The organism is Streptomyces luteosporeus (genome assembly GCF_039532865.1).
Taxonomy (GTDB): domain Bacteria; phylum Actinomycetota; class Actinomycetes; order Streptomycetales; family Streptomycetaceae; genus Streptomyces; species Streptomyces luteosporeus.
Genome location: NZ_BAAASL010000007.1, coordinates 153,589 through 174,013, shown reverse-complemented (window position 1 = coordinate 174,013; position 20,425 = coordinate 153,589). Strand labels below are relative to the sequence as shown.

Annotated in this window: 20 protein-coding genes; 7 read left to right on the top strand and 13 right to left on the bottom strand. The window is 74.6% G+C overall.

Annotated elements, in window-relative coordinates; translation table 11 throughout:
- Positions 1-18 precede the first annotated feature (18 nt).
- Both ABD361_RS11010 and ABD361_RS11005 read left to right on the top strand, forming a co-directional pair.
- Positions 19-501, top strand: coding sequence for a MarR family winged helix-turn-helix transcriptional regulator (locus ABD361_RS11010; protein ID WP_344434781.1), 483 nt, complete (start codon positions 19-21; stop codon positions 499-501).
- Positions 502-612: 111 nt separating this feature from the next.
- A complete protein-coding gene (locus ABD361_RS11005; protein WP_344434780.1) occupies positions 613-981 on the top strand; it encodes a cupin domain-containing protein in 369 nt (122 codons plus the stop codon).
- A gap of 149 nt (positions 982-1,130) precedes the next feature.
- Here ABD361_RS11005 and ABD361_RS11000 read toward each other — a convergent pair whose 3' ends face one another.
- Positions 1,131-1,814: an HAD family hydrolase gene (locus ABD361_RS11000; protein WP_344434779.1), complete on the bottom strand. Its 684-nt coding sequence runs from the start codon at positions 1,812-1,814 to the stop codon at positions 1,131-1,133.
- 242 nt (positions 1,815-2,056) lie between these two features.
- Here ABD361_RS11000 and ABD361_RS10995 point away from each other — a divergent pair, with 242 nt between their 5' ends.
- Positions 2,057-4,150 (top strand): MDR family MFS transporter, encoded by a 2,094-nt coding sequence (locus ABD361_RS10995; protein ID WP_344434777.1) that lies wholly within the window; start codon positions 2,057-2,059, stop codon positions 4,148-4,150.
- Between the two features lie 6 nt (positions 4,151-4,156).
- On the opposite strand, the gene ABD361_RS10990 is transcribed toward ABD361_RS10995, so the two are convergent.
- The 3 genes from ABD361_RS10990 to ABD361_RS10980 all read right to left on the bottom strand — a co-directional run bounded on the left by ABD361_RS10990 (position 4,157) and on the right by ABD361_RS10980 (position 5,869).
- Positions 4,157-4,672, bottom strand: a complete 516-nt coding sequence (locus ABD361_RS10990) for a GNAT family N-acetyltransferase (RefSeq protein WP_344434776.1) — start codon at positions 4,670-4,672, stop codon at positions 4,157-4,159.
- A gap of 144 nt (positions 4,673-4,816) precedes the next feature.
- Complete coding sequence (locus tag ABD361_RS10985; protein WP_344434775.1) at positions 4,817-5,149, bottom strand: antibiotic biosynthesis monooxygenase family protein; 333 nt, start codon at positions 5,147-5,149, stop codon at positions 4,817-4,819.
- Positions 5,150-5,173: 24 nt separating this feature from the next.
- Positions 5,174-5,869 carry a TetR/AcrR family transcriptional regulator gene (locus ABD361_RS10980; protein ID WP_344434774.1) on the bottom strand — a complete coding sequence of 232 codons (696 nt, stop codon included), beginning with the start codon at positions 5,867-5,869 and terminating at the stop codon, positions 5,174-5,176.
- A gap of 73 nt (positions 5,870-5,942) precedes the next feature.
- Between ABD361_RS10980 and ABD361_RS10975 the strand changes: the two genes are divergently transcribed.
- On the top strand, positions 5,943-7,862 hold the full coding sequence (locus ABD361_RS10975; protein WP_344434773.1) for a bifunctional glycosyltransferase 87/phosphatase PAP2 family protein: 1,920 nt from the start codon (positions 5,943-5,945) through the stop codon (positions 7,860-7,862).
- Here ABD361_RS10975 and ABD361_RS10970 read toward each other — a convergent pair.
- The 4 genes from ABD361_RS10970 to ABD361_RS10955 form a co-directional block, all read right to left on the bottom strand.
- Complete coding sequence (locus tag ABD361_RS10970) at positions 7,849-8,529, bottom strand: hypothetical protein (protein ID WP_344434772.1); 681 nt, start codon at positions 8,527-8,529, stop codon at positions 7,849-7,851. The genes ABD361_RS10975 and ABD361_RS10970 overlap by 14 nt on opposite strands.
- Positions 8,529-8,933, bottom strand: coding sequence for a DUF6114 domain-containing protein (locus ABD361_RS10965; protein ID WP_344434771.1), 405 nt, complete (start codon positions 8,931-8,933; stop codon positions 8,529-8,531). The genes ABD361_RS10970 and ABD361_RS10965 overlap by 1 nt, the downstream gene beginning before the upstream one ends.
- Entirely contained in the window at positions 8,920-9,540 is a 621-nt protein-coding gene (locus tag ABD361_RS10960) for a DUF6230 family protein (protein WP_344434770.1), read from the bottom strand. Before ABD361_RS10960 ends, ABD361_RS10965 begins: the two co-directional genes overlap by 14 nt.
- 306 nt (positions 9,541-9,846) lie before the next feature.
- Positions 9,847-11,088, bottom strand: coding sequence for a cytochrome P450 (locus tag ABD361_RS10955; RefSeq protein WP_344434769.1), 1,242 nt, complete (start codon positions 11,086-11,088; stop codon positions 9,847-9,849).
- Positions 11,089-11,528: 440 nt separating this feature from the next.
- On the opposite strand from ABD361_RS10955, the gene ABD361_RS10950 reads away from it, so the two are divergent.
- Positions 11,529-12,698: a steroid 3-ketoacyl-CoA thiolase gene (locus ABD361_RS10950; RefSeq protein ID WP_344434768.1), complete on the top strand. Its 1,170-nt coding sequence runs from the start codon at positions 11,529-11,531 to the stop codon at positions 12,696-12,698.
- Here the strand turns inward: ABD361_RS10950 and ABD361_RS10945 are convergent.
- From ABD361_RS10945 to ABD361_RS10925, 5 genes are read right to left on the bottom strand one after another with little or no spacing between them, the layout of a single operon-like run.
- A complete protein-coding gene (locus ABD361_RS10945) occupies positions 12,686-13,513 on the bottom strand; it encodes an ECF transporter S component (protein WP_425583192.1) in 828 nt (275 codons plus the stop codon). The two genes, ABD361_RS10950 and ABD361_RS10945, sit on opposite strands and share 13 nt — an antisense overlap.
- Positions 13,510-15,183, bottom strand: a complete 1,674-nt coding sequence (locus tag ABD361_RS10940; protein ID WP_344434766.1) for an ABC transporter ATP-binding protein — start codon at positions 15,181-15,183, stop codon at positions 13,510-13,512. Before ABD361_RS10940 ends, ABD361_RS10945 begins: the two co-directional genes overlap by 4 nt.
- Positions 15,180-16,382: a CbiQ family ECF transporter T component gene (locus ABD361_RS10935; RefSeq protein ID WP_344434765.1), complete on the bottom strand. Its 1,203-nt coding sequence runs from the start codon at positions 16,380-16,382 to the stop codon at positions 15,180-15,182. The genes ABD361_RS10940 and ABD361_RS10935 overlap by 4 nt, the downstream gene beginning before the upstream one ends.
- Positions 16,379-17,035: an SCO2322 family protein gene (locus tag ABD361_RS10930; RefSeq protein WP_344434764.1), complete on the bottom strand. Its 657-nt coding sequence runs from the start codon at positions 17,033-17,035 to the stop codon at positions 16,379-16,381. Before ABD361_RS10930 ends, ABD361_RS10935 begins: the two co-directional genes overlap by 4 nt.
- A complete protein-coding gene (locus ABD361_RS10925; RefSeq protein WP_344434763.1) occupies positions 17,032-18,318 on the bottom strand; it encodes an SCO2321 family membrane protein in 1,287 nt (428 codons plus the stop codon). The genes ABD361_RS10930 and ABD361_RS10925 overlap by 4 nt, the downstream gene beginning before the upstream one ends.
- Positions 18,319-18,561: 243 nt before the next feature.
- Between ABD361_RS10925 and ABD361_RS10920 the strand changes: the two genes are divergently transcribed.
- Both ABD361_RS10920 and ABD361_RS10915 read left to right on the top strand, forming a co-directional pair.
- A complete protein-coding gene (locus ABD361_RS10920) occupies positions 18,562-20,049 on the top strand; it encodes an aldehyde dehydrogenase (RefSeq protein ID WP_344434964.1) in 1,488 nt (495 codons plus the stop codon).
- A complete protein-coding gene (locus ABD361_RS10915) occupies positions 20,046-20,285 on the top strand; it encodes a ferredoxin (protein WP_344434762.1) in 240 nt (79 codons plus the stop codon). Before ABD361_RS10920 ends, ABD361_RS10915 begins: the two co-directional genes overlap by 4 nt.
- Positions 20,286-20,425 lie beyond the last annotated feature (140 nt).

Genomic DNA, 20,425 nt, shown 5'->3' with positions numbered 1-20,425 from the left:
AGTTGTAAACTAGCATGCATGCCGAAGAGTGACCAGCAAGAAGAAGCCGTTGCCGCCGTCGAGCGGGCCATGGTGGCGATCCGCCGCAGCCAGACGCGCCGTTCGCTGGCGCGGCTGGCGTCCGCCGAGGGCGGGCGTCAGGTGGTGGATCCCACGTTGTTCGGGGTGCTGGACGCGGTGGAGGAGCGCGGGCGCTCCTGCACCGTCACGGACGTCGCCGCCGCGCTCGGCGTCGATCAGCCGCGGGCCAGCCGCCTGGTGCTGCGGGCCGTGGAGGACGGGCTGCTGACCAGACACGTCGACCCCGCCGACCGCCGGCGCACACTGCTCGAACTGACCGCATCGGGGAAGGAGCAGCTGCAGCGGGCGCAACGGGTCCGCCGGGCCGTCTTCGGCAAGGCGATGGCGTCCTGGCCGGAATCCGACCGCAGTGAATTCGCCCGCCTCATCACCGCGTTCGTGGCGTCGTTCGGTCAAGTGATGGAGGGGGAGGGGAAGTAGGGGCGCGGCGGCCCGGCCGTAACCGTCAGTAGCGGCAGGGCCGCCAGGACTGCGTACGTGCTCGCGCGTGCCTATCGTGAAAGAAGGGGCAGCAGCGCGAGGAGTGCGGCCATGACATCGACGACATGGGACGAGACGCCCGTCACGTTCACGGGCGGCGGGGTCGAGATCCGGACGCAGCAGCTCGGTGGCGACATGAGCGTGCTGTACATGCGCGCGTCCGAGGGAGCCGATCTGAGCCCCCGGCTCAAGGGCCTGGAGGACGACATGTGCCAGTGCCCGCACTGGGGCTGCATCACCAAGGGGCGCATCGCCCTGCGGACGGCGCAAGGCGAGGAGACGTACGAGACGGGGCAGACGTTCTACTGGCCGCCGGGACACGCCCCCCGGGCGGTGGAGGACAGCGAGTTCTTCGTCTTCTCCCCGGTGGAGGCCCTGGAACGGACGATGAGCCACGTCACGGCCGAGGAGGCGGCGTGAGCCGGCTGACGTAGGCCACGGCGCCCCGTAAGGGGGCGCGGGGAACTGCGCGACAAGCCACGACGCGCCCGCGGATGGAGTGCTGCGGGCCGTCGGGGTTTGATCGCGCCCACGCGGCGGCAGCCGCAGATCGACACTGCCCCGCGCCCCTACGGGGCAGCCGTGATCCGCAGCCGGATCCGGCCGTCCGTGCCGTCCCCTTCCACCCGTACCGACGTCAGGTCGGCGACCGCGACGTCCGGGGCGTGGGCGGCGGCGCGGGGGCCGATGCCGATGACGCGCATGCCGGCGGCCCTGGCGGCGGTGATGCCGGCTTCGGAGTCCTCGAAGGCGATGCAGTCCTCGGGGGCGAAGCCCAGCTCCGCGGCGCCCTTGAGGAAGCCTTCGGGGTCGGGCTTGCTGGCGCCGACGGATTCGGCGGTCACGCGCACCGGCGGCATGGGCAGGCCGGCGGCCGTCATGCGGGCCTCGGACAGGGCGCGGTCCGCGGAGGTGACGAGGGCGTGCGGGAGGCCGGCGAGGGCGGCCAGGAAGGCGGGGGCGCCGGGGACGGGCACGACGCCGTCGACGTCGGCGGTCTCGGCGGCCAGCATGCGCCGGTTGTCCTCGTGGTTGAGCTCCATGGGGCGCTCCGGCAGGAGGACGGCCATGGTGGCGTAGCCCTGGCGGCCGTGGACGACCTTCATGACCGCGTCGCCGTCCAGGCCGTGCTCGGCGGCCCAGCGGCGCCAGCAGCGCTCGACGACGGCGTCGGAGTTGACGATCGTGCCGTCCATGTCCAGCAGGAGCGCGTGGGCAGTGAGCGTGGCGTCGGCGGGGGCGTGGGCCGTCATCGGGGCCTCCAGGGCCTGGCGGGGGAGGACAAGCGGCTCCACCCGCCGGTCAGGGAGTGCGGGCGGAGCCACTTTGTTTCTCAAAGATACAAAACGGGCGGCCGCAGCGCCAACGGCCCTGGTCGGCCTAGCCCGGCGAGCCGCGGACGGCCATCCGGGCGACGATGGAAGCCGCGCGTGGCGCCGGCCGGGTGACGTGGGCCGGCCGAACGCACCGCACCCCCATTCGGGAGGAGCCGGCCATGGCCCAGGACACCCCGAGGCCCTCCGAGGCCGCCACACCCCCGCCCGCACCGGCGGCGACGGCGGGCGCGCCCGGCGAGGGACGGTCGCAGAGCACCGTGCGCGTGGCCATCGGCGCACTGCTGCTGGGCATGCTGCTGGCGGCGCTCGACCAGACGATCGTCTCCACCGCCCTGCCGACGATCGTCAGCGATCTCGGTGGGCTGGAGCACCTGTCCTGGGTGGTCACCGCGTACCTGCTCGCCTCGACCGCGGCGACGCCCCTGTGGGGCAAGCTGGGCGACCAGTACGGGCGCAAGAAGCTCTTCCAGACCGCCATCGTGATCTTCCTGGCCGGCTCGGCCCTGTGCGGCATCGCCCAGAACATGCCCCAGCTCATCGCCTTCCGCGCGGTGCAGGGCCTGGGCGGCGGCGGCCTGATCGTGCTGTCGATGGCGATCGTCGGCGACATCGTCCCGCCCCGGGACCGCGGCCGCTACCAGGGCCTGTTCGGCGCGGTCTTCGGCGGCACGAGCGTGCTCGGCCCGCTGCTGGGCGGCCTGTTCGTCGACCACCTCAGCTGGCGCTGGGTGTTCTACATCAACCTCCCCGTCGGCGTCGTCGCGCTCGCCGTCATCGCCGCCGTCCTGCACATCCCCGCCGCCCGCCGCCCGCACCGCATCGACTACCTGGGCACCTGCCTGATCGCCGCGGTGGCGACCTGCCTGGTGCTGATGACCTCCCTGGGCGGTACGACCTACCCCTGGGCGTCCTGGCAGATCATCGGGCTGGGCGTGCTGGGCGTGGCGCTGCTGGTGCCGTTCGTGCGCGTCGAACGGCGCGCGGCCGAACCCGTCCTGCCGCTCGGGCTGTTCCGCCTGCGCACGTTCACGCTGTGCTCGGTCATCGGCTTCGTCATCGGCTTCGCGATGTTCGGCTCGATGACGTACCTGCCGACGTTCCTGCAGGTCGTCCAGGGCGTCTCGCCCACCATGTCGGGCGTGCACATGCTGCCGATGGTGGCCGGCATGCTCATCGCCTCCACCGGCTCCGGCCAGATCGTCAGCCGCACCGGCCGGTACAAGGTCTTCCCGATCGCCGGCACCGCCGTCACGGTCGTCGGCCTGCTCCTGCTGCACCAGCTCGACCCGGCCACGAGCACCACCACCACGAGCCTGTACTTCTTCGTCTTCGGCTTCGGGCTGGGCCTGGTCATGCAGGTCCTCGTGCTGATCGTGCAGAACTCCGTCGGGTACGAGAACCTCGGCGTCGCCACCTCCGGCGCGACGTTCTTCCGCTCCATCGGCGCCTCGTTCGGCGTGTCCGTCTTCGGCACGATCTTCGCCAACAAGCTCGGCCCGCGCATCGCCGCCGCCCTCACCGGCGTCCCCCTGCCGCCCGGCCTGGGACCGGCCACCCTGCAGGCCGACCCGCACGCCCTGCAGCGGCTGCCCGCCGCGCGCCGCGGCGCCGTCCTCGCCGCCTACTCCCAGTCGATCACCGACGTCTTCCTCTATGCGGTGCCCCCCGCGCTCCTCGCCTTCGCCCTCGCCTGGCTGCTGCGCGAGGAACCCCTGCGCGCCAGCGTCACCGCCCCCGACGCCAGCGAGGTCGTCTCCAGCAACCCCGTCGAACGCTCCTCGCACGACGAGGTCGCCCGCGCCCTGTCCCTGCTGGGCAGCCGCGAGGGCCGGCGCCGGATCTACGAGAAGATCACCGACCGTGCCGGGCTCGACCTGCGCCCCGCCGCCAGCTGGATGCTGCTGCGCATCCACCGCGACGGCCACGCCGAACCCCCGATCCTCGCCGAACGCGCGGACATCCCCGTCCGCGTCATCACCGAGGCCGGCCGCGAACTGGAGACGCGCGGGCTGGTCGCGCGCGAGGGGCCGGTGCTGCTCTTCACCGAGGCCGGCAAGCTGGAGGCCCAACTGCTCTTCCGGGCCCGGGAGGAGATGCTCGCCGAGCTGCTCGGCGACTGGTGGACGGCCAAGGACCGGCCCCACGACCTCCAGGCGCTCGTCCACGAGCTCAGCGCCGAACTGTGCGGCTCGGACGCCGAACAGCCGCGCGACGGCGAGGCGCGCGGGGCGAAGAGCGACCACCGCCGCTGAAGCGGGCTACCGCGACAGCTCCTTGCCGAGCCACACCTCCGTGTACGGGCCCTCGCAGTACGGCGCGATCGCCGCGTAGCCGTGCCGGGCGTACAGCGCCCGCGCCTCGGTCAGGTCCAGCCGCGTCTCCAGCACCATCCGCCCCGCACCCCACGCCCGTGCCGCGGCCTCCGCGGCCGCCAGCAGCGCCGGCGCCCCACCGCGCCCCCGGTGCCCGGGCCGTACGAACATCCGCGTCAACTCGGCCGTACGCGCGTCGAGCCGCCGCACCCCCACGCACCCGCCCGGCTCCCCTCCGCCGTCCCGGCCCACCAGCAGCACGCCCCGGGGCGGGGTGATGTCGTCGTCGGTCGTTTCGGCCAGGTAGCCCGCGATCTCCTGCGGGGTGCACGGCCGCCCGTCCTCCCGCAGGTGCCAGCGATCGGCCACGTCGGTCAGGTACTCCCGCAGCAGCGCGGCCGCCTCCGGGGAGTCGGCGGGCTGCGGGGCGATGGCCCACACGGGGGTGGTTGCGCTCGTCATGCGGCGGATCGTCGCACGGCGGCCTGCGGGGGGCAGCTGCTTTTCCGGCGCCCGGCTGTCCCGTGCCCAGGCCGCCCCGTGCCCGGGCCGGCCGGACAGCAGTGGGCCCCCGCTGTGCAGGGGCCCACCGGCATCGACGAGTGCTCAGGCGTCGCTGCTCTTCGGGCCCGCCTGCTGGACGACCTCGAAGCTCCACAGGGTCGAGCCGCTCGCCGCCGGGCGCTGCTGGGGCGCGCCCTCGCCGCCGCCCTGGTGGGCGGACTTCATCGGGCCCTCCATCCACGCCCGGAAGTCCTCCTCGCTGCGCCAGCGCGTGTAGACGAGGTACTGGTCGGTGCCCTCGACCGGGCGCAGGAGTTCGAACCACTCGAAGCCGTCGGAGTGCTCCACGGCACCCGCGCGGGAGGCGAAGCGCTGTTCGAGGACCTCGCGCTGTTCGGCCGGGACGGTCAGGACGTTGATCTTCACGATGCTCATGGGGCCATCCTGCCGCAGGCCGTCTCAGCCGCGGCGGCCGCCGCCCAGATCGGCGAGGACGTCCTCCACCTGCGGCATGGTCAGGGGCGGGGCCGGCAGGGGGGTGGCGGGGGCCGTGCGCAGGGAGTCCAGGAGAAGGGCCAGGTGGCGGCGCCAGGAGCCGGGGGAGACGGCGTCGGCGGAGGGGACGCAGCTGCCGAGGGCGGCGAGGAGGAGCAGCAGGTCCTCGGCGACGACGTCCGGCCGCATCGTGCCCTGCTCCTGGGCCCTGCGGACCAGCTCGCTGACCGTCTCGTGGTTGTGCCGGCGCAGTGCGGCGAGGCTCTCGCCGGCCTCGATGGTCGTCGTCATCAGTTCGATCGCGCCGCGGTCGGCGGCCAGGCCCTGGAAGATGCGCTCCATGTAGGAGGTGAGGGCGGCCATGGCGTCCTCGCCGCGGCGGACCTGCTCGCCCAGGGCCATGACCTGGGCGAGGGACTCGTGGAAGACCGCCTCGATGAGGGCCTCGCGGGTGGGGAAGCGCCGGTAGAGCGTGGCGTTGCCGACGCCGGCGCGGCGGGCGATCTCGTCCAGGGGGGCCTCCAGGCCCTGCTCGGCGAACAGTTCCCGGGCCGCGGCGAGCAGCAGCTCCCGGTTGCGCCGGGCGTCGGCCCGCAGCGGCGGGGCGCCTGCTCGCGTCGCGTCGTCCCCGGGTCCCGTCGTACGTCCGCTGGTGCTCATGACCGCACCCTAACGGCCCCGGGAGCGTTGGAATCAGGCGACCTGTGGGAGTTTTCGGAGGAGCGGCGGAGCAGTGGCGGATGCGGATCGGAGGGCGGTCTCCCGGGTCGGTGCGGTCCTGGGGGCGCTGTGCCTGGTGGCCGGGCTGCCGGCCGTGCACCGGGCCGTGGCCGTCTTCTTCCACGGGGCGGGGGCCCTGCACGGCGGAGGCCGCTCGACCGGCACCCCGTTCGCGGGGCTGGTCCTCGGACCCCTGGACGGGACGCTCGGCACGCTGCTGCCGGCCGTCGCCGTCGCGCTGGTCGCGGTGCGGGCCGCGCCCGGCCCGGTGGGCCCGCGCTTCCGGCCGGCGCTCGCCCCGCTCGCCGTCGCCCTGACCGTCGCCTCGCTGCCCGTGCACGGCAGCTTCGCGTCCGGGGCGAGCGGCATCGTCGCGGTGCTGCTGGTCCTGCTGGGCTGCTGCCCGCCCCGCGGGCGGGCCCCGGGCGTGCTCACGGGGCTCGCCGCCGCGCTGCAGCCGGCGGCGCTGCTGTTCGCGCCCCTGCTGTGGCTGACCGGGCGCCGCCGCGCCGCCGTCGGCACCGGTGTCGTCTTCGCCGTCTGCACGGCGCTGGCCTGGGCGGCCCTGCCGGACGACTCGTGGACGTACTGGGTGCACCACATCGCCGGCGCGGGCCCGGGCGGGGCGGCCGGCCGGTCGCTGCACGGGCTGCTGCTGCGCGCCGGCCTGCGCGGGCCGGTGGAGCTGGCCCTGTACGGGGTGGTGGGCGCCGTCGTGGTCGTGGTGGGGCTGCGCCGGGCCGCCCGCTACGCCGCGGACGGGCAGGCGCTGCTGGCCACCGCCGTCACCGGCTGTGCGGCGCTCGCCGTCTCGCCGGCCGCCTGGCCGCACCAGCAGCTGTGGCTCCTGCTGGCCGCGGCGGGCCGCGTCGGCCGCAGGCGCGCCGACCGGCCGGCGTGGCCGGTGCTGGTGGTGCTCGTGACGCTGCTGCCCAGCGTCGTCCTCGTCCCGCCGAATCCCGTCCTCGGGCCCCTCGGCCGGCACGCGCTGCTGCTCGCGGCGCTGGTCACGGCCTGCGTGGTGCCGTTCCTGGCGCGCTCCTGCGCCGCGTGGGACGCCCCCGACCCCACCCCCGTCGCCGGGCCGCAGCGCGGCCGCTTCGGGTGGGTGCCGTTGCTGCGCTCCTTCAAGCGGGCCCTCAACCGCCCGAACCTGCTGCTGGAGCTGATGCTGATACGGGTCGGCTACTGGGCCTACTCCTACATCCGCGCCCAGGCCCCCGACTCGCGCGGCACGGCGGAGTACCACGGGCGGCAGATCCTGCGCGTCGAGGAGGTGCTGCACCTGGACGTCGAGCACGCCTTCAACCACTTCGTGGCCGGTCGCGGCGGCCTCGCGGACGCCATGGACTACTACTACGGCACCTTCCACTTCCTGGTGCCGATGTGCGTGCTGGGCTACCTGTACTGGCGCCGCCCGGCGACCTACCGCTGGGCGCGTACGGCGCTGGCCCTCGCGACCCTGATGGCGCTCGCCGGCTTCTGGCTCTACCCGCTGGCCCCGCCGCGGCTGATGCCGGGCCTCGGCTTCGTCGACACCGCCAACGGCCCGCAGGACCTGTCCCACCCCGACTTCGGGGCGCTGACCGACCTGTCCAACCAGTACGCGGCGATGCCGTCGCTGCACATCGGCTGGTCGCTGTGGTGCGGCGTGGTGATCGCGGTCGTGATGCGCAGGCGGTGGCTGCGCTGGACCGGCATGGTCTACCCGTTGCTGACCTCGTCGGTGATCGTCGGCACCGCCAACCACTACCTGCTGGACGCGGTGGGCGGTGCGCTCGTGGTGGCCTGCGGGTTCGCCCTCCAGTACGTGCTGACGGGCCCGGGGCGCCCAGCGCTCGCGGCGATCCCCGGGGCGCGCAGCGCGGCGTCCGCGACGGTGCGCGGGCCGGAGGCGGTGGGGCCCCCGGCCCGGCTGCTCAGCCGACCGTGATCTGCGACGACGGATCCGTGACGTCCGTGACGTCGTACTTCGCGTTGAAGACCGCCGACGTGGCGGTCGTCGGGCAGCCGAAGCCGCCCTCGATCTTCACCGGCACCGCGGCGTCGGTGACGGTGATCTGCGAGGGCGCGCCGTTGGTGTACGTCGCCGGGATCAGGGCGGGGGCGTCGGGGGAGGCCGTCACCGTGCAGTTGGCCAGGCCGCTGCTCTTGAGGACCATGCCGCCGGCGGGCGCGGTGAGCGAGGCCGTGTCGGGGGAGCCGTGCTGCATGGCGATGTCCCAGGTGCCGGTCGTGGTGATGGTGATGTCCACGCCGGGCAGGCTGGAGCTGCAGTCGGAGAAGGCGGGTGCGTTGGCCTTGCTGACGACCGGGCCGGCCGCATTGGTGTTGGCGGGGGCCGCGGGCACGTGGTTGTTGTCGTTGCCGGCGGTGGGCGTGGAGGCGGACGTCGTGCAGGTCACGGTGAGCGAGCCGGCTCTGAGGGTGACCTCGCCGTTGAGGGTGGCGGCGAACGCATGGCCGGCGGGCAGGACGGTGGTGGGACCGGCCTCGTCGGCGGCCGTGGCGCCTGCCGGGCCGCTGCCGGCCAGGGTCAGCGCGGCCGCCGCGGCGAGCGCGGCACCGGCGGTCACGAGGGCGTGCGTACGTAACGGCATCAGGACTCCTTGGGGGAGGGGGAACGTTCCTGTGCGCTTCGTGCAACGGCCGGCACCGGCTGCCAGGCGAAGATCATGGCGCCGCCGATGTTGCCGAGGATCGTGCCGATGAGGAACCCGCCGAGGTTCGACATCACCAGGGTCGCGGTGGCGACCAGGACGGTGAGGATCCCGGCCAGGGCCCGGTACTGCGGGGCGAACCAGGCGGAGAGGCCCATCACGATCATGACCAGGCCCATGAGCACCCCGGGAACGCCCGCGATGCCCTGCTCCAGCATGACCTTCAGCGGGGCCAGTGGAATGACGCAGATCTCGGCGCCCGCGACGACGGCGGCCAGGCCGCCCCAGAACGGACGGCCCTTGCGCCAGACGCGCCAGCGCCGCCGGACGTCAGAAGCACTCATGCTTGCCGAGCTTGACGTCCATGCTCAGACCGGCGAGCTTGAACTTGCCCGCGGTGGTCGCCCAGGCGACCTGCTGCACATTGTCGATCTTGATGGACTTCGCCTGCTGCCCGAAGGCGTCCTGCAGGCCCTGGGCCGAGGCGGGACCCTTGTTGAGGGTCGAGGCGTCGCGGCCGATCTCGATGTCCTCGAAGGTGGCGTTGCCGCCCATGTGGGTGGCGTCGAGGAAGAGGTTCTCCGCCTCCACCGGGCTGTCGCCCTTGCCGGCGGTGAGGCTGAGGGAGATGTCGCCGATCAGCGGCAGAGTGGTGACGACCGACTGGCACAGGTCGTGGATCGTGGCCTTCTTGATGGCGGTCACGGCGACCGGCAGCAGCTTGCCGCGCGCGTTCTTGTCGATGCCGCCGTACTGGGCGAAGCCGAGGCCCTCGATGCTGGACGCGCCGACCTTGAACTCCTGGCCCGAGACGGCGAACGACGCGGCCAGCGCCCCCTGCGAGAGCGCGACGGCCAGCGCGGCGGTGGCGGCGAAGCCCGGCACGGCCAGCACGGCGAACCTGCGCCACCTGACCCGGCCCGTCACCTGACTTCCCTGAGCGTCCTTCATGCGGATGTCCCCTCGACGAGTGAGGCGAATGGTGCATGGGGGAGCGGGCGCTGCGGTGCGCGACCTGGCGCGCAGGCGCCGTCCCGGAAGGTGTACCCGAGGGTAAGTGCGGCGCATGTAGCTGACAAGGGTTCGGGTATGGACCAATGCGGCGGGGGGAAAAGGAAGTTGGCGGATCAGGCAGCGCCCCGTAGGGGCGCGGGGAACTGCGCGATCAGCCACGACGCGCCCGCGGACGAAGTGCTGTGCGTCGGCTGCAGGCCGTCGGTGGCTGATCGCGCAGTTCCCCGCGCCCCTTACGGGCCGCTAGGCAACGCCGTAGTGGACGCGCAGTTCCTTGATGCCGTTCAGCCAGGGGGATCTCAGGCGGCGCGGGGGCGCGGCCAGGCGGATGCCGGGCAGGGTGTCGGCGATGGCGTCGAAGATCAGGCCGATCTCCAGTACCGCCAGTGAGCGCCCCAGGCAGAAGTGCGGGCCCCCGCCGCCGAAGCCGAGGTGGGGGTTGGGGTCGCGGGTGATGTCGAAGGCGCCCGGCGCCGTGAAGACCTCCGGGTCGTGGTTGGCGGAGGCGTAGAACAGGCCGACGCGCTGGCCGGGCGCGATCCGTACGCCGCCCAGCTCCGTCTCGCAGGTCGCCGTGCGCTGGAAGGAGACCACCGGCGTCGCCCAGCGCACGATCTCCTCGGCGGCGGTGACCGGGCGCTCGCTGCGGTAGAGCTCCCACTGCTCGGGGTGGGTCAGGAAGGCGTGCATGCCGTGGCTGATGGCGTTGCGGGTGGTCTCGTTGCCCGCGACGGCCAGCATCAGCACGAAGAAGCCGAACTCGTCGGAGGCGAGGTTGCCCTCGTCCTCGGCGGCCACCAGGGCGCTGACGATGTCCCGGCGCGGGCAGCGGGTGCGGTCGGCGGCCAGTGCCATGGCGTACGCGATGAGTTCGGCCGCCGAGCGGGTGCCGCTCTCCTCGCCCGCCATGAGCTCGGGGTCGTCGTAGGAGATCATGCGGTTGGTCCACTCGAAGATCCGGGACCGGTCGTCCTGGGGGATGCCGATGAGCTCGGCGATGGCCTGCAGGGGCAGTTCGCAGGCGATGTCGGTGACGAAGTCGCCGCTGCCGCGCTCGCCGGCGGCGGCCACGATGGCCCGGGCCCGCTCGCGCAGGGCGCCCTCCAGTCCGCGGATCGCCCGCGGGGTGAAGCCGCGCTGGACGATGCGGCGGACGCGGGTGTGTTCGGGCGGGTCCATGTTGAGCATCATCAGCTTCTGGGCGTCGATGCGCTCGGGCCGGATGCGCGGGTTGAAGCGGATGATGGCGGTGTTGCGGGCGGAGGAGAAGACCTCCGGGCGGGTGGAGGCCTCCTTGACGTCGGCGTGCCGGGTCACCGCCCAGTACCCCGCGTCGCCGAAGCCCGAGGTGTTCGGCGGCTGGGCGATCCAGGCGACGGGCGCCGTACGCCGCAGCAGGGCGAACTCCGGCAGGGGCACCCGCTGCCGGTACAGCTCGGGATCGGTGAGGTCGAAGCCGTCGGGCAGCGCGGGACAGGAGGACATGGCCACCACCGCCAATGAACCGCCAATGACTGACGGAGCCGTCCGGAGATGCCTGACGCACCGTCAGAAGCCTGTCGTCCGACGGTAGTGAGACCGGCCCGCGACGGCAAGGGCGATGGCGCGTTCCCTTGCCGGAGCGGCCTGCGCACCCCTTGTGCCGGGCGATGGGGCTCGTAAGACTGCCAGGCGGAACCAGGGCCCGTCCGGCGGATCACGTAGCGCCCCGCAAGGGGCGCGGGGCAGTGTCGATCTGCGGCTGCCGCCGCGTGGGCGCGATCGGCCACCGACGGCCTGCGGCCGGAGCACAGCACTTCATCCGCGGGCGCGTCGTGGCTTGTCGCGCCCGCGCGGCGGAGCCGCAGATCTGACAGGGCCCCGCGCCCCTTTCGGGGCGCCGGGGCGCCGGGACGCCCCGCGACGCTTAAGGAGCGAACGAGCCAATGGCCGCCGAACCCGTCATCGTCGAAGCCGTACGCACCCCGATCGGCAAGCGCGGAGGCACGCTCGCCAACCTCCACCCCGCCTACCTGCTGGGCGAGACCTACCGCGAGGTGCTCGCCCGCACCGGCATCCAGCCCGACTGCGTCGAGCAGATCGTCGGCGGCACCGTCACCCACGCCGGGGAACAGGCCATGAACCCCGCCCGCACCGCCTGGCTCGCCATGGGCCTGCCCTACGAGACCGCCGCCACCACCGTCGACGCCCAGTGCGCCTCCTCCCAGCAGGCCAACCACCTCGTCGCCAACATGATCGCGACCGGGGTCATCGACGTCGGCATCGCCTGCGGCGTGGAGGCCATGTCCCGCGTGCCGCTCGGCAGCGGCTCCAAGAACGGACCGGGCAAGCCCTTCCCCGACGAGTGGAACGTCGACCTGCCCAACCAGTTCGAGGCCGCCGAACGCATCGCCCGCCGGCGCGGCCTGACCCGCGAACGCGTCGACGCCCTCGGCCTGCTCTCCCAGCAGCGGGCCGCCCGCGCCTGGGCCGAGGAGCGCTTCAAGCGCGAGACCTTCGCCGTCCAGGTGCCCACCACCGAGGAGGAACAGCTCGCCGGAGGCGGCATGTGGCGCTCGGTCGACCGCGACGAGGGATTACGCGACACCACCCCGGAGGCCCTCGCCGGCCTCAAGCCCGTCATGCCCACCGCCGTGCACACCGCAGGCAACTCCTCGCAGATATCCGACGGCGCCGCCGCCCTGATGTGGGCCTCCAAGCGCATGGCCCGCGCCCTGCGGCTGCGCCCCCGCGCCCGCATCGTCGCCCAGGCCCTCGTCGGCGCCGACCCGCACTTCCACCTCGACGGCCCCGTCGACGCCACCCGGGCCGTGCTCGGCAGGGCCGGGATGTCGCTGCGCGACATCGACCTCGTCGAGATCAACGAGGCCTTCGCCTCCGTGGTGCTCTCCTGGGCCCAGGTCTTCGACCAGGACCTGGAGAAGGTCAACGTCAACGGCGGCGCCATCGCCCTCGGCCACCCCGTCGGCGCCACCGGCGCCCGCCTGATCACCACCGCCCTGCACGAACTCGAACGCCGCGACGGCGAATTCGCCCTCGTCACCATGTGCGCGGGCGGGGCCCAGGCCGCGGCGACGATCATTCAGCGGCTGTGACGGGAACCCGGGACGGGGCCTTTCGCGAACGCCACCGGCGCATCGAACGCCGCCCGCCGCGTCGCCCGGCGCAGCGCCCGCAGCACCGCCGGCCCCACCGTGAGCGTGGCCACCACCGTCACCACGGCCCGCGGCAGGTCCCAGCCCAGGGAGGTCGACAGGCAGTAGGCGGCGAAACGGGCCAGGTTGTCCGGCAGCGGATCACCCGGCACGAAGGAGATCCCCGAGGCCAGCGAGCCGATGTACGGCCAGCCCTGGAGGTTCATCACCGTGCCGTAGGCCACCGACGCCACCGCGCCGTACGCCGCCAGCAGCACCGTCTCCCGGCGGCCGCGCCACCGCTCCGCCCCCGGCAGCAGCCCCGCGCCCATGGCCACCCAGCCCATGGCCAGCATCTGGAACGGCAACCACGGCCCCACCCCGCCGGTCAGCAGGGCCGAGGCGAACATCGACACCGAACCCAGCACGAACCCGAAGCCCGGCCCCAGGACCCGGCCCGAGAGCACCATCAGGAAGAACATCGGCTCGATGCCCGCCGTGCCCGCGCCCAGCGGGCGCAGCGCGGCACCCGCCGCCGCCAGCACCCCCAGCATCGCCACCGCCTTCGCCTGCAGCCCGGTGTCGGCGACCGTCGCCACCACCACGGCCAGCAGCAGCGGCAGCAGACCGGCGAACAGCCAGGGCGCATCGCCGGAATGGGCCAGCCCCGAGCCGGGCGCGGCGAGCAGCGGCCAGCCGAAGGCGGCCACACCGATGACGGTGACGAGGACCAGAGCGGCGACCGACCGGGGGCCGAGCCGGACGGGACGGGTCACGACGCCTCCTTCCGCAGGGCCTTCTCCACCTGCGTCACCGTCAGCCACGGCTGGGGCGCCAGGATCTTCGCGACCTGCGGGGCGAACGCCGGCGACGAGACCACGACCTGCGCCGTCGGCCCGTCGGCCACCACCTCGCCCTCCGCCAGGACCACCACCCGGTGCGCCACCTCGGCGGCCAGCTCCACGTCGTGCGTGGCCAGCACGATGGCGTGGCCGGCCGCGGCCAGAGAACGCAGGTGGTCGACCAGACGGGCCTTGGCCGCGTAGTCCAGGCCGCGCGTCGGCTCGTCCAGGAGCAGCAGCGGCGGCCCGGCCGTGAGCACCACCGCCAGCACCAGCGCCAGCCGCTGCCCCTCGGACAGGTCGCGCGGATGCGCGTCGTCGGCCACCTCCGGCAGCAGCTCCGAGACCAGGGCCCGGCACGTGCCCGGCTCCGCCCCCGCGTCCTGGTCGGCGGCCGCGCACTCCGCGGCCACCGTGTCCGCGTACAACAGGTCGCGCGGGTCCTGCGGTACGAGACCGACGTGCCGCAACACCTCGCGCGCGGCCACGCGGCGCGGGTCCGCGCCCCCGACCCGCACCGTGCCGCGCTGCGGCTCGTGCAGGCCGGCCAGCGTGCGCAGGAGCGTGGACTTGCCGGCGCCGTTGCGGCCCATCAGCGCCACCGTCTCCCCGGCGCCCACCGACAGCGCCACCTGCCGCAGGGCCGGCACGCGGCCCCGGCGCACGGCCACGTCCGTCAGCTGCGCGGCCGGCGCCGCCGCCTCGGCCGGCCGGCCCTTCCTCCGCCATGGGCGGCGGGGGCGGGGCAGGGGCCGCGGGGCGTCCTGCGCGGTCACGGCCGGGGCGTACGGGGCCAGGCGCTCGCGCAGACCGCCCGCCCGGCGGCGGGCGTCGCGCACCGTCAACGGCACCGGCGACCAGCCCGCGAGCCGGCCCAGCGCGACCACCGGGGGCCGGACGGGCGAGACCGCCATGACCTCCGCCGGAGTACCGGCCACCGCGGGCCGCCCCGGACCGGGCAGCAGGATCACGCGGTCCGCGTACTGCACGACCCGCTCCAGCCGGTGCTCGGCCAGCAGCACGGTGGTGCCCAGGTCGTGGACGAGGCGCTGCAGGACGGCCAGCACCTCCTCGGCCGCGGCCGGGTCCAGGGCGGACGTCGGCTCGTCCAGCACCAGCACCTCGGGGTGCGTGGTCAGGACCGAGCCGATCGCCACGCGCTGCTGCTGCCCGCCGGAGAGCTCGGCGATCGGCCGGTCCCGCAGGGCCGCCAGCCCCAGCAGGTCGAGGGTCTCCTCGACCCGTCGGCGCATGGTGGCCGGCGGGACGCCGAGGGACTCCATGCCGTACGCGAGCTCGTCCTCGACGGTGTCGGTCACGAAGTGCGCCAGCGGATCCTGGCCCACGGTGCCGACGACGTCGGCGAGATCGCGCGGACGGTGCGTACGGGTGTCGCGGCCCGCGACGGTCACCCTGCCGTGCAGGGTGCCGCCGCTGAAGTGCGGGACGAGACCGCTGACCGTGCCGAGGAGGGTCGACTTGCCGACGCCGGACGGGCCGACGAGCAGGCACAACTCCCCTTCGGGGACGGTGAGGTCGACACCGGCGAGGACGGGGCGGCTCGCGCCGGCGTAGGAGACCGAGACGTTCTCGAACCGGATCACGTATGCGGCTCCTTGTCGCGACGCGCGGACGGGCTTTCAGCCCGTCCGGCGTTTGAGGACACCGCGCGGAGCGCGGTCCTGGGGGGTGCGAGGGGGCGCAGCCCCTCTCGGGAACGGTGGAAGGGCGGGACTGGGGTCACCCACGCCGGCAGCAGCCCCACCAGCACGCCCGCCGCCGGCCACAGCGGCAGCGTCGGCGCCGTCAGGGGGAACGCCGGCGGGTGCAGGGCCGTCGCCGGTTCGCGCGCCGCCGCCCAGATCGTCAGCGCCGCCACTGCCGCACCCGACCCCGCGACGAGCCAGGCCCGCGCCCCCCATCGGTCCGGCCGGTAGCGGGTGCGCAGCGTCCGGCGTCCGCCGAGCCACAGGCCCGCGAGGGCCAGCAGGACGCCCGTCGCCAGCACGGGCGCCCCGTACGCCGCTCCCGCGTCGGCCAGCAGGCCGTACGTTCCGGCGCAGACGGCGAGCAGGCCGCCGAGGGTGAGGGCGGTGGTGGTGTGCCGTACCGCGCGCGGCACGTGCGCCGTGCGGCCGTAGCCGCGGGCGTCCATCGCCGCGGCCAGGGCCACGGACCTCTCCAGCGCGCCCTCCAGTACGGGCAGGCCGACCTGCAGCAGGGCCTTCAGGCCGCGGTCGGGCCGGCCGCGCAGCCGCCGGGCCGCGCGCAGCCGGCGGACGTCGGCGACGAGATGGGGGGCGAAGGTCATGGCGACGACCACGGCCATGCCCGCCTCGTACAGCGCGCCCGGCAGGGACTTGAGCAGCCGGGCCGGGCTGGCGAGGGCGTTGGCGGCGCCCACGCAGACCAGGAGGGTGGCGAGTTTCAGCCCGTCGTACAGCGCGAAGAGCAGGGCCTCGGCGGTCACCCGGCCGCCCAGGCGCACCCCGCGCGCCCAGTGCGGCAGGGGCACCTCGGGCAGGGTGAGGACGGTGTGCGTGCCCGGGATGGGTGAGCCGAGCACGACGGCGAAGACGAGCCGGATGGCGACGACGGCGAGCCCGATCCGCAGGAACGCCCCGTAGGAGCGGGCCCAGGGGGCGTCGGTGCGCCGCACCGCGACGACGTAGCCGGCGACGGCGGCGAGCAGGCCGAGCAGCAGCGGGTTCGTCGTGCGCGAGGCCGCGGTGGCCAGGCCCAGTGCCCATACCCACCACGCGCCCGGGTGCAGTGCGCACGCGCGGTCGTTCACGCGCGTCATCCGTTGCGACGCCGCCGTGCCTGCCAGGCCGCGGCGCCGCCGAGGACGACGACGGCGGCGATGCCCGCGATCAGGCCGGCGGAGGGGCCGCCGTCGTCGTCCCGCTGCTGTTCGGCGGCGGGCGTCGCGGTGGCCTTCGGCGCGTCGGCGACCTTCTCGCCGCAGCCGGTCTTCGGGTAGCCGGCGATGGCGCACAGCAGGGCGTTGGAGTCGTAACGCAGCGGCGGTGCGACCGCCGCCAGCGCGTCGGCGGCGCTGGCGTCCTGCTTCACCTGGGCGCAGGCGCTGCGGGCCGCCGGGGGCTCGGCGGCGTTCGCCGCGTCGGCGGCCGTGCCGAAGTCGAGGACGACGGCGATGCGCTTGCTGTCCTCGCGCGCCGGCGTGGCGTCGCACACCGGCCCGAAGGCGGGCGCGGTGCGCGGCTTGGCGGCGTCGGAGGAGTCCTTGCTGACGGCGAAGCGGAAGCCGACGACGCTGCCGTCCGCGGGCCGGGCGGTGGCCGGCCCCTGCGTGGCGTACGTCCACCGGTCGCCGCCCGCCTGCCAGAAGGACCAGTAGCGGTAGCCGTCCGCGTGCGCGGGCGCCGCGCCGAGCAGGGCGAGCACGCCGGCGAGCAGCGCCGCGCACAGGGCTCCGGTGCTGCGGCCGGTCACGGCTGGTTCTTCTTCCGGCGGCCGCTGATGAGGAAGCCGACGCCGGTGCTGGCGAGGAAGAAGACGGCGACGATCCACCAGACGCCCGCGCCCTTGCCGGAGTCCTTCTTCTTCTCGTCCTTCTTCTCCGGCGTGGCCGACCCGGTGGGCTGCTGCTTGGGGCCGGTCTCGTTCAGGGCGGCGACCAGGTCGGTGCCGCCGAAGGCGCGCGGGTCGGCGCCGGCGGCGTGCGCGGCGAGGACGAGCTTGGCGAGGCGGCCGGGGTTGCCCTTGGCCCACTCGGCGGCCTTGGCGTCGGCGGACTGCAGCCACGTCAGGGGCTTGCCGGCCGCCGCGCGGTGGCCGCCGGCGGCCAGGGCGAGGGCGGCGTCGGCGGTGGTGCCCAGGTCCGGGCCCTCGGGGGCGCCGGGCATGGCGGACTTCAGGTAGCCGCCGTTGGCGTCCGTCTTCTTCGCCAGGTACGCGGCGACGGCCTCGGCGGCGGCCGGCGCGTCCTGGGGCTTGGCGGAGGCATCGCCGTCGGCGCACTCCAGCGGCTTGAGGGGCTTGTCGGCCGGCTTGGCGTCCTTGGTGTCCTTGGCGGGGGAGCCCGCGAGGTAGCCCTTGCCGAGCATGCCGAGGGCGGCCGCGGCGGAGGCGAGGTCGTTGGGCGCGAAGGTGCCGCGCTCGTCCTCGTTCTTGTCGCAGCCGGCCTGCAGGGCGAGGAGCGCGTCGTAGGGGCTCCTGCCGCTCTTGGCCGTCGCCTTGGCGACATCCTTGCCGGTGGCGGCGAGCGCGCCGATGGCGCTGGAGGTGGAGTTGGCGTCGGTGGGGTTGCCGGGGGCCATGCCCCAGCCGCCGTCCTCGTTCTGGTGGGCGGTGAGCCAGGTCATGGCCTTGGCCACGGCCTGCTCGTTGCCGCCGGTGGCCGCGAGGGCCTGGACGGCGGTGGCGGTGGCGTCGGTGAACTCGCCGGCCTTGGCGTCGCACGCCCGGCCGGTGTCGGCGCGGTACGCGGCGAAGCCGCCGTCGGCGCACTGCTGGCCGGCGAGCCACCGCACGGCCTGCGGGGCCGGGGTCACGCCGGTGGCCTGCTGGGCGAGGAGGGCGAGCGACTGCCGGAAGACGCCGTCGTACTGGGGGTCGCCGGTGCCGAAGAGGCCGGGGGCCACCGGGGCGGGCGCCGCCGGGGCGGGGGAGCCGCCGTCGGCCAGGGCCGCGGGGGCCGCCAGCGCGCTCAGGACGGCGGCGGTGGCCAGGGTCGCGGCGGCGCGGCGCACGCGGGCGGCGGGGGAGGGGGCCATGGTGGTGCCTCTCGGTCTGTTCAGTCGGCCGGGTGGCGGCGCTTCCGGTAGGGGACGACCACTCTATCCGGCCCCTTACCGGGCACTGATATCGACATATTCGCCCCCCTTTGCCGCCCCGGTTGCCGCCCCGGCCCTCCGGCGCCTCCATTGCCCCGTCCCCCGGCAGCTGCTATCAGCACAGAGACGCACAGCTGATGACCCGTCAGGAATATGGACGCAAAGCTCCGGGAGGCGAGCGCGATGGCCGACATCGTCGAGCACGGACAGCTCTTCATCGGCGGCACTCTCACCGACCCGGCCCCCGCCCCGCGCGGCCGGGAGGCGGCCGTCATCGAGGTCCGCTCGCCGCACACCGAGGCCGTCATCGGCCGCGTCCCCCACGCCTCGCACGCCGACGTGGACCGGGCGGTCGACGCGGCCCGGCGGGCCTTCGACTCCGGCGTGTGGTCCACCCTGCCGCTCGCCGAGCGCATCGAGGTCGTCACCCGCATCAAGGACGGCATCGCCGCCCGGCACGAGGAGATCGCCCGGCTGATCTCCGCCCAGAACGGCTCCCCCTACTCCTGGAGCGTCCTCGCCCAGGCCCTCGGCGCCGTCATGGTCTGGGACGCGGCGATCACCACCGCCCGCGACTTCCCGTACGAGGAGCGCCGCGCCGGCGTCCTCGGGCCGCTGCTCGTGCGCCGGGAGCCGGTCGGCGTCGTGGCGGCCGTCGCGCCCTGGAACGTGCCGCAGTTCGTGGCGGCCGCCAAGCTCGCGCCCGCCCTGCTGGCCGGCTGCTCGGTGGTGCTCAAGCCCGCACCGGAGACCCCGCTGGACGCGTACGTGCTCGCCGACGTCGCCGCCGGCGCCGGCCTGCCCGAGGGGGTGCTGTCGATCCTGCCCGCCGGCCGGGAGACGGGCGAGTACCTCGTCGGCCACCCCGGCGTCGACAAGGTCTCCTTCACCGGCTCGGTCGCGGCCGGCAAGCGGGTCATGGAGGTCGCCGCCCGCCACCTGACCCGCGTCACGCTCGAACTCGGCGGCAAGTCCGCCGCGATCGTGCTGCCCGACGCCGACCTCGACACCGCCGTCGCCGGCATCGTCCCCGCCGCCTGGATGAACAACGGCCAGGCGTGCGTCGCCCAGACCCGGGTGCTCGCCCCGCGCTCCCACTACGCCGAGGTCGCCGAGCGCCTGGCGGCCGCGGCGGACGCGCTCGTCGTCGGCGACCCGCTCGACCCCGCCACCGAGGTCGGCCCGCTGGTCGCCCGGCGCCAGCGCGACCGCTCGCTGGAGTACATCGCGCTCGGCCGCCGCGAGGGCGCCACCGTCCTGGCCGGCGGCGGCCGCCCCGGCGGGCGGAGCACCGGCTGGTACGTGGAGCCCACCCTCCTCGGCGACGTCCACAACGCCATGCGCGTGGCCCGCGAGGAGATCTTCGGCCCGGTCGTGTGCCTGCTGCCCTACGACGACGAGGAGGAGGCCGTGCGCATCGCCGACGACTCCGACTACGGGCTCTCCGGCAGCGTGTGGACCCGCGACGTCGAGCGCGGCATCGCCATCGCCCGCCGGGTGCGCACCGGCACGTACTCCGTGAACACCTTCAGCCTCGACATGACCGGGCCCTTCGGCGGCTACAAGGACTCCGGCCTCGGCCGGGAGTTCGGGCCCGAGGGGTACGCGGAGTACCTGGAGCACAAGACCATCCACCTGCCCCGCGGGCACGGCGCCGGGGACGGCCGGTGAGCGCGGGCGCGCGCTGGCGGGTGAGCGTCGACCGGAGCCTGTGCGTGGGCTCCGGGCAGTGCGCGGCGGCCGCGCCGGACGCCTTCCGGCTGGACGCGGCCCGGCAGTCGCACCCCGTGACGGAGGAGACCGCCGCCCGTGCGGAAGTGTGGGAGGCCGCCGAGAACTGCCCCGCCGAGGCCGTGACCATCCGCCTGCACGCCACGGGGGAGGTGCTCTTCCCGCCGCCCGAGTGAGGGCCTCCCGCAGGGTGTTCGACCTGGTCCGGACATATATTTACGCGTGCGTTCTGCACGGGATGTTCATGACACGCGTGACTGTCCCGGCCCCCTTCCACGGTGGAACTCTCTTCCCGTCCGCAGCAGGGCAGCAGAGG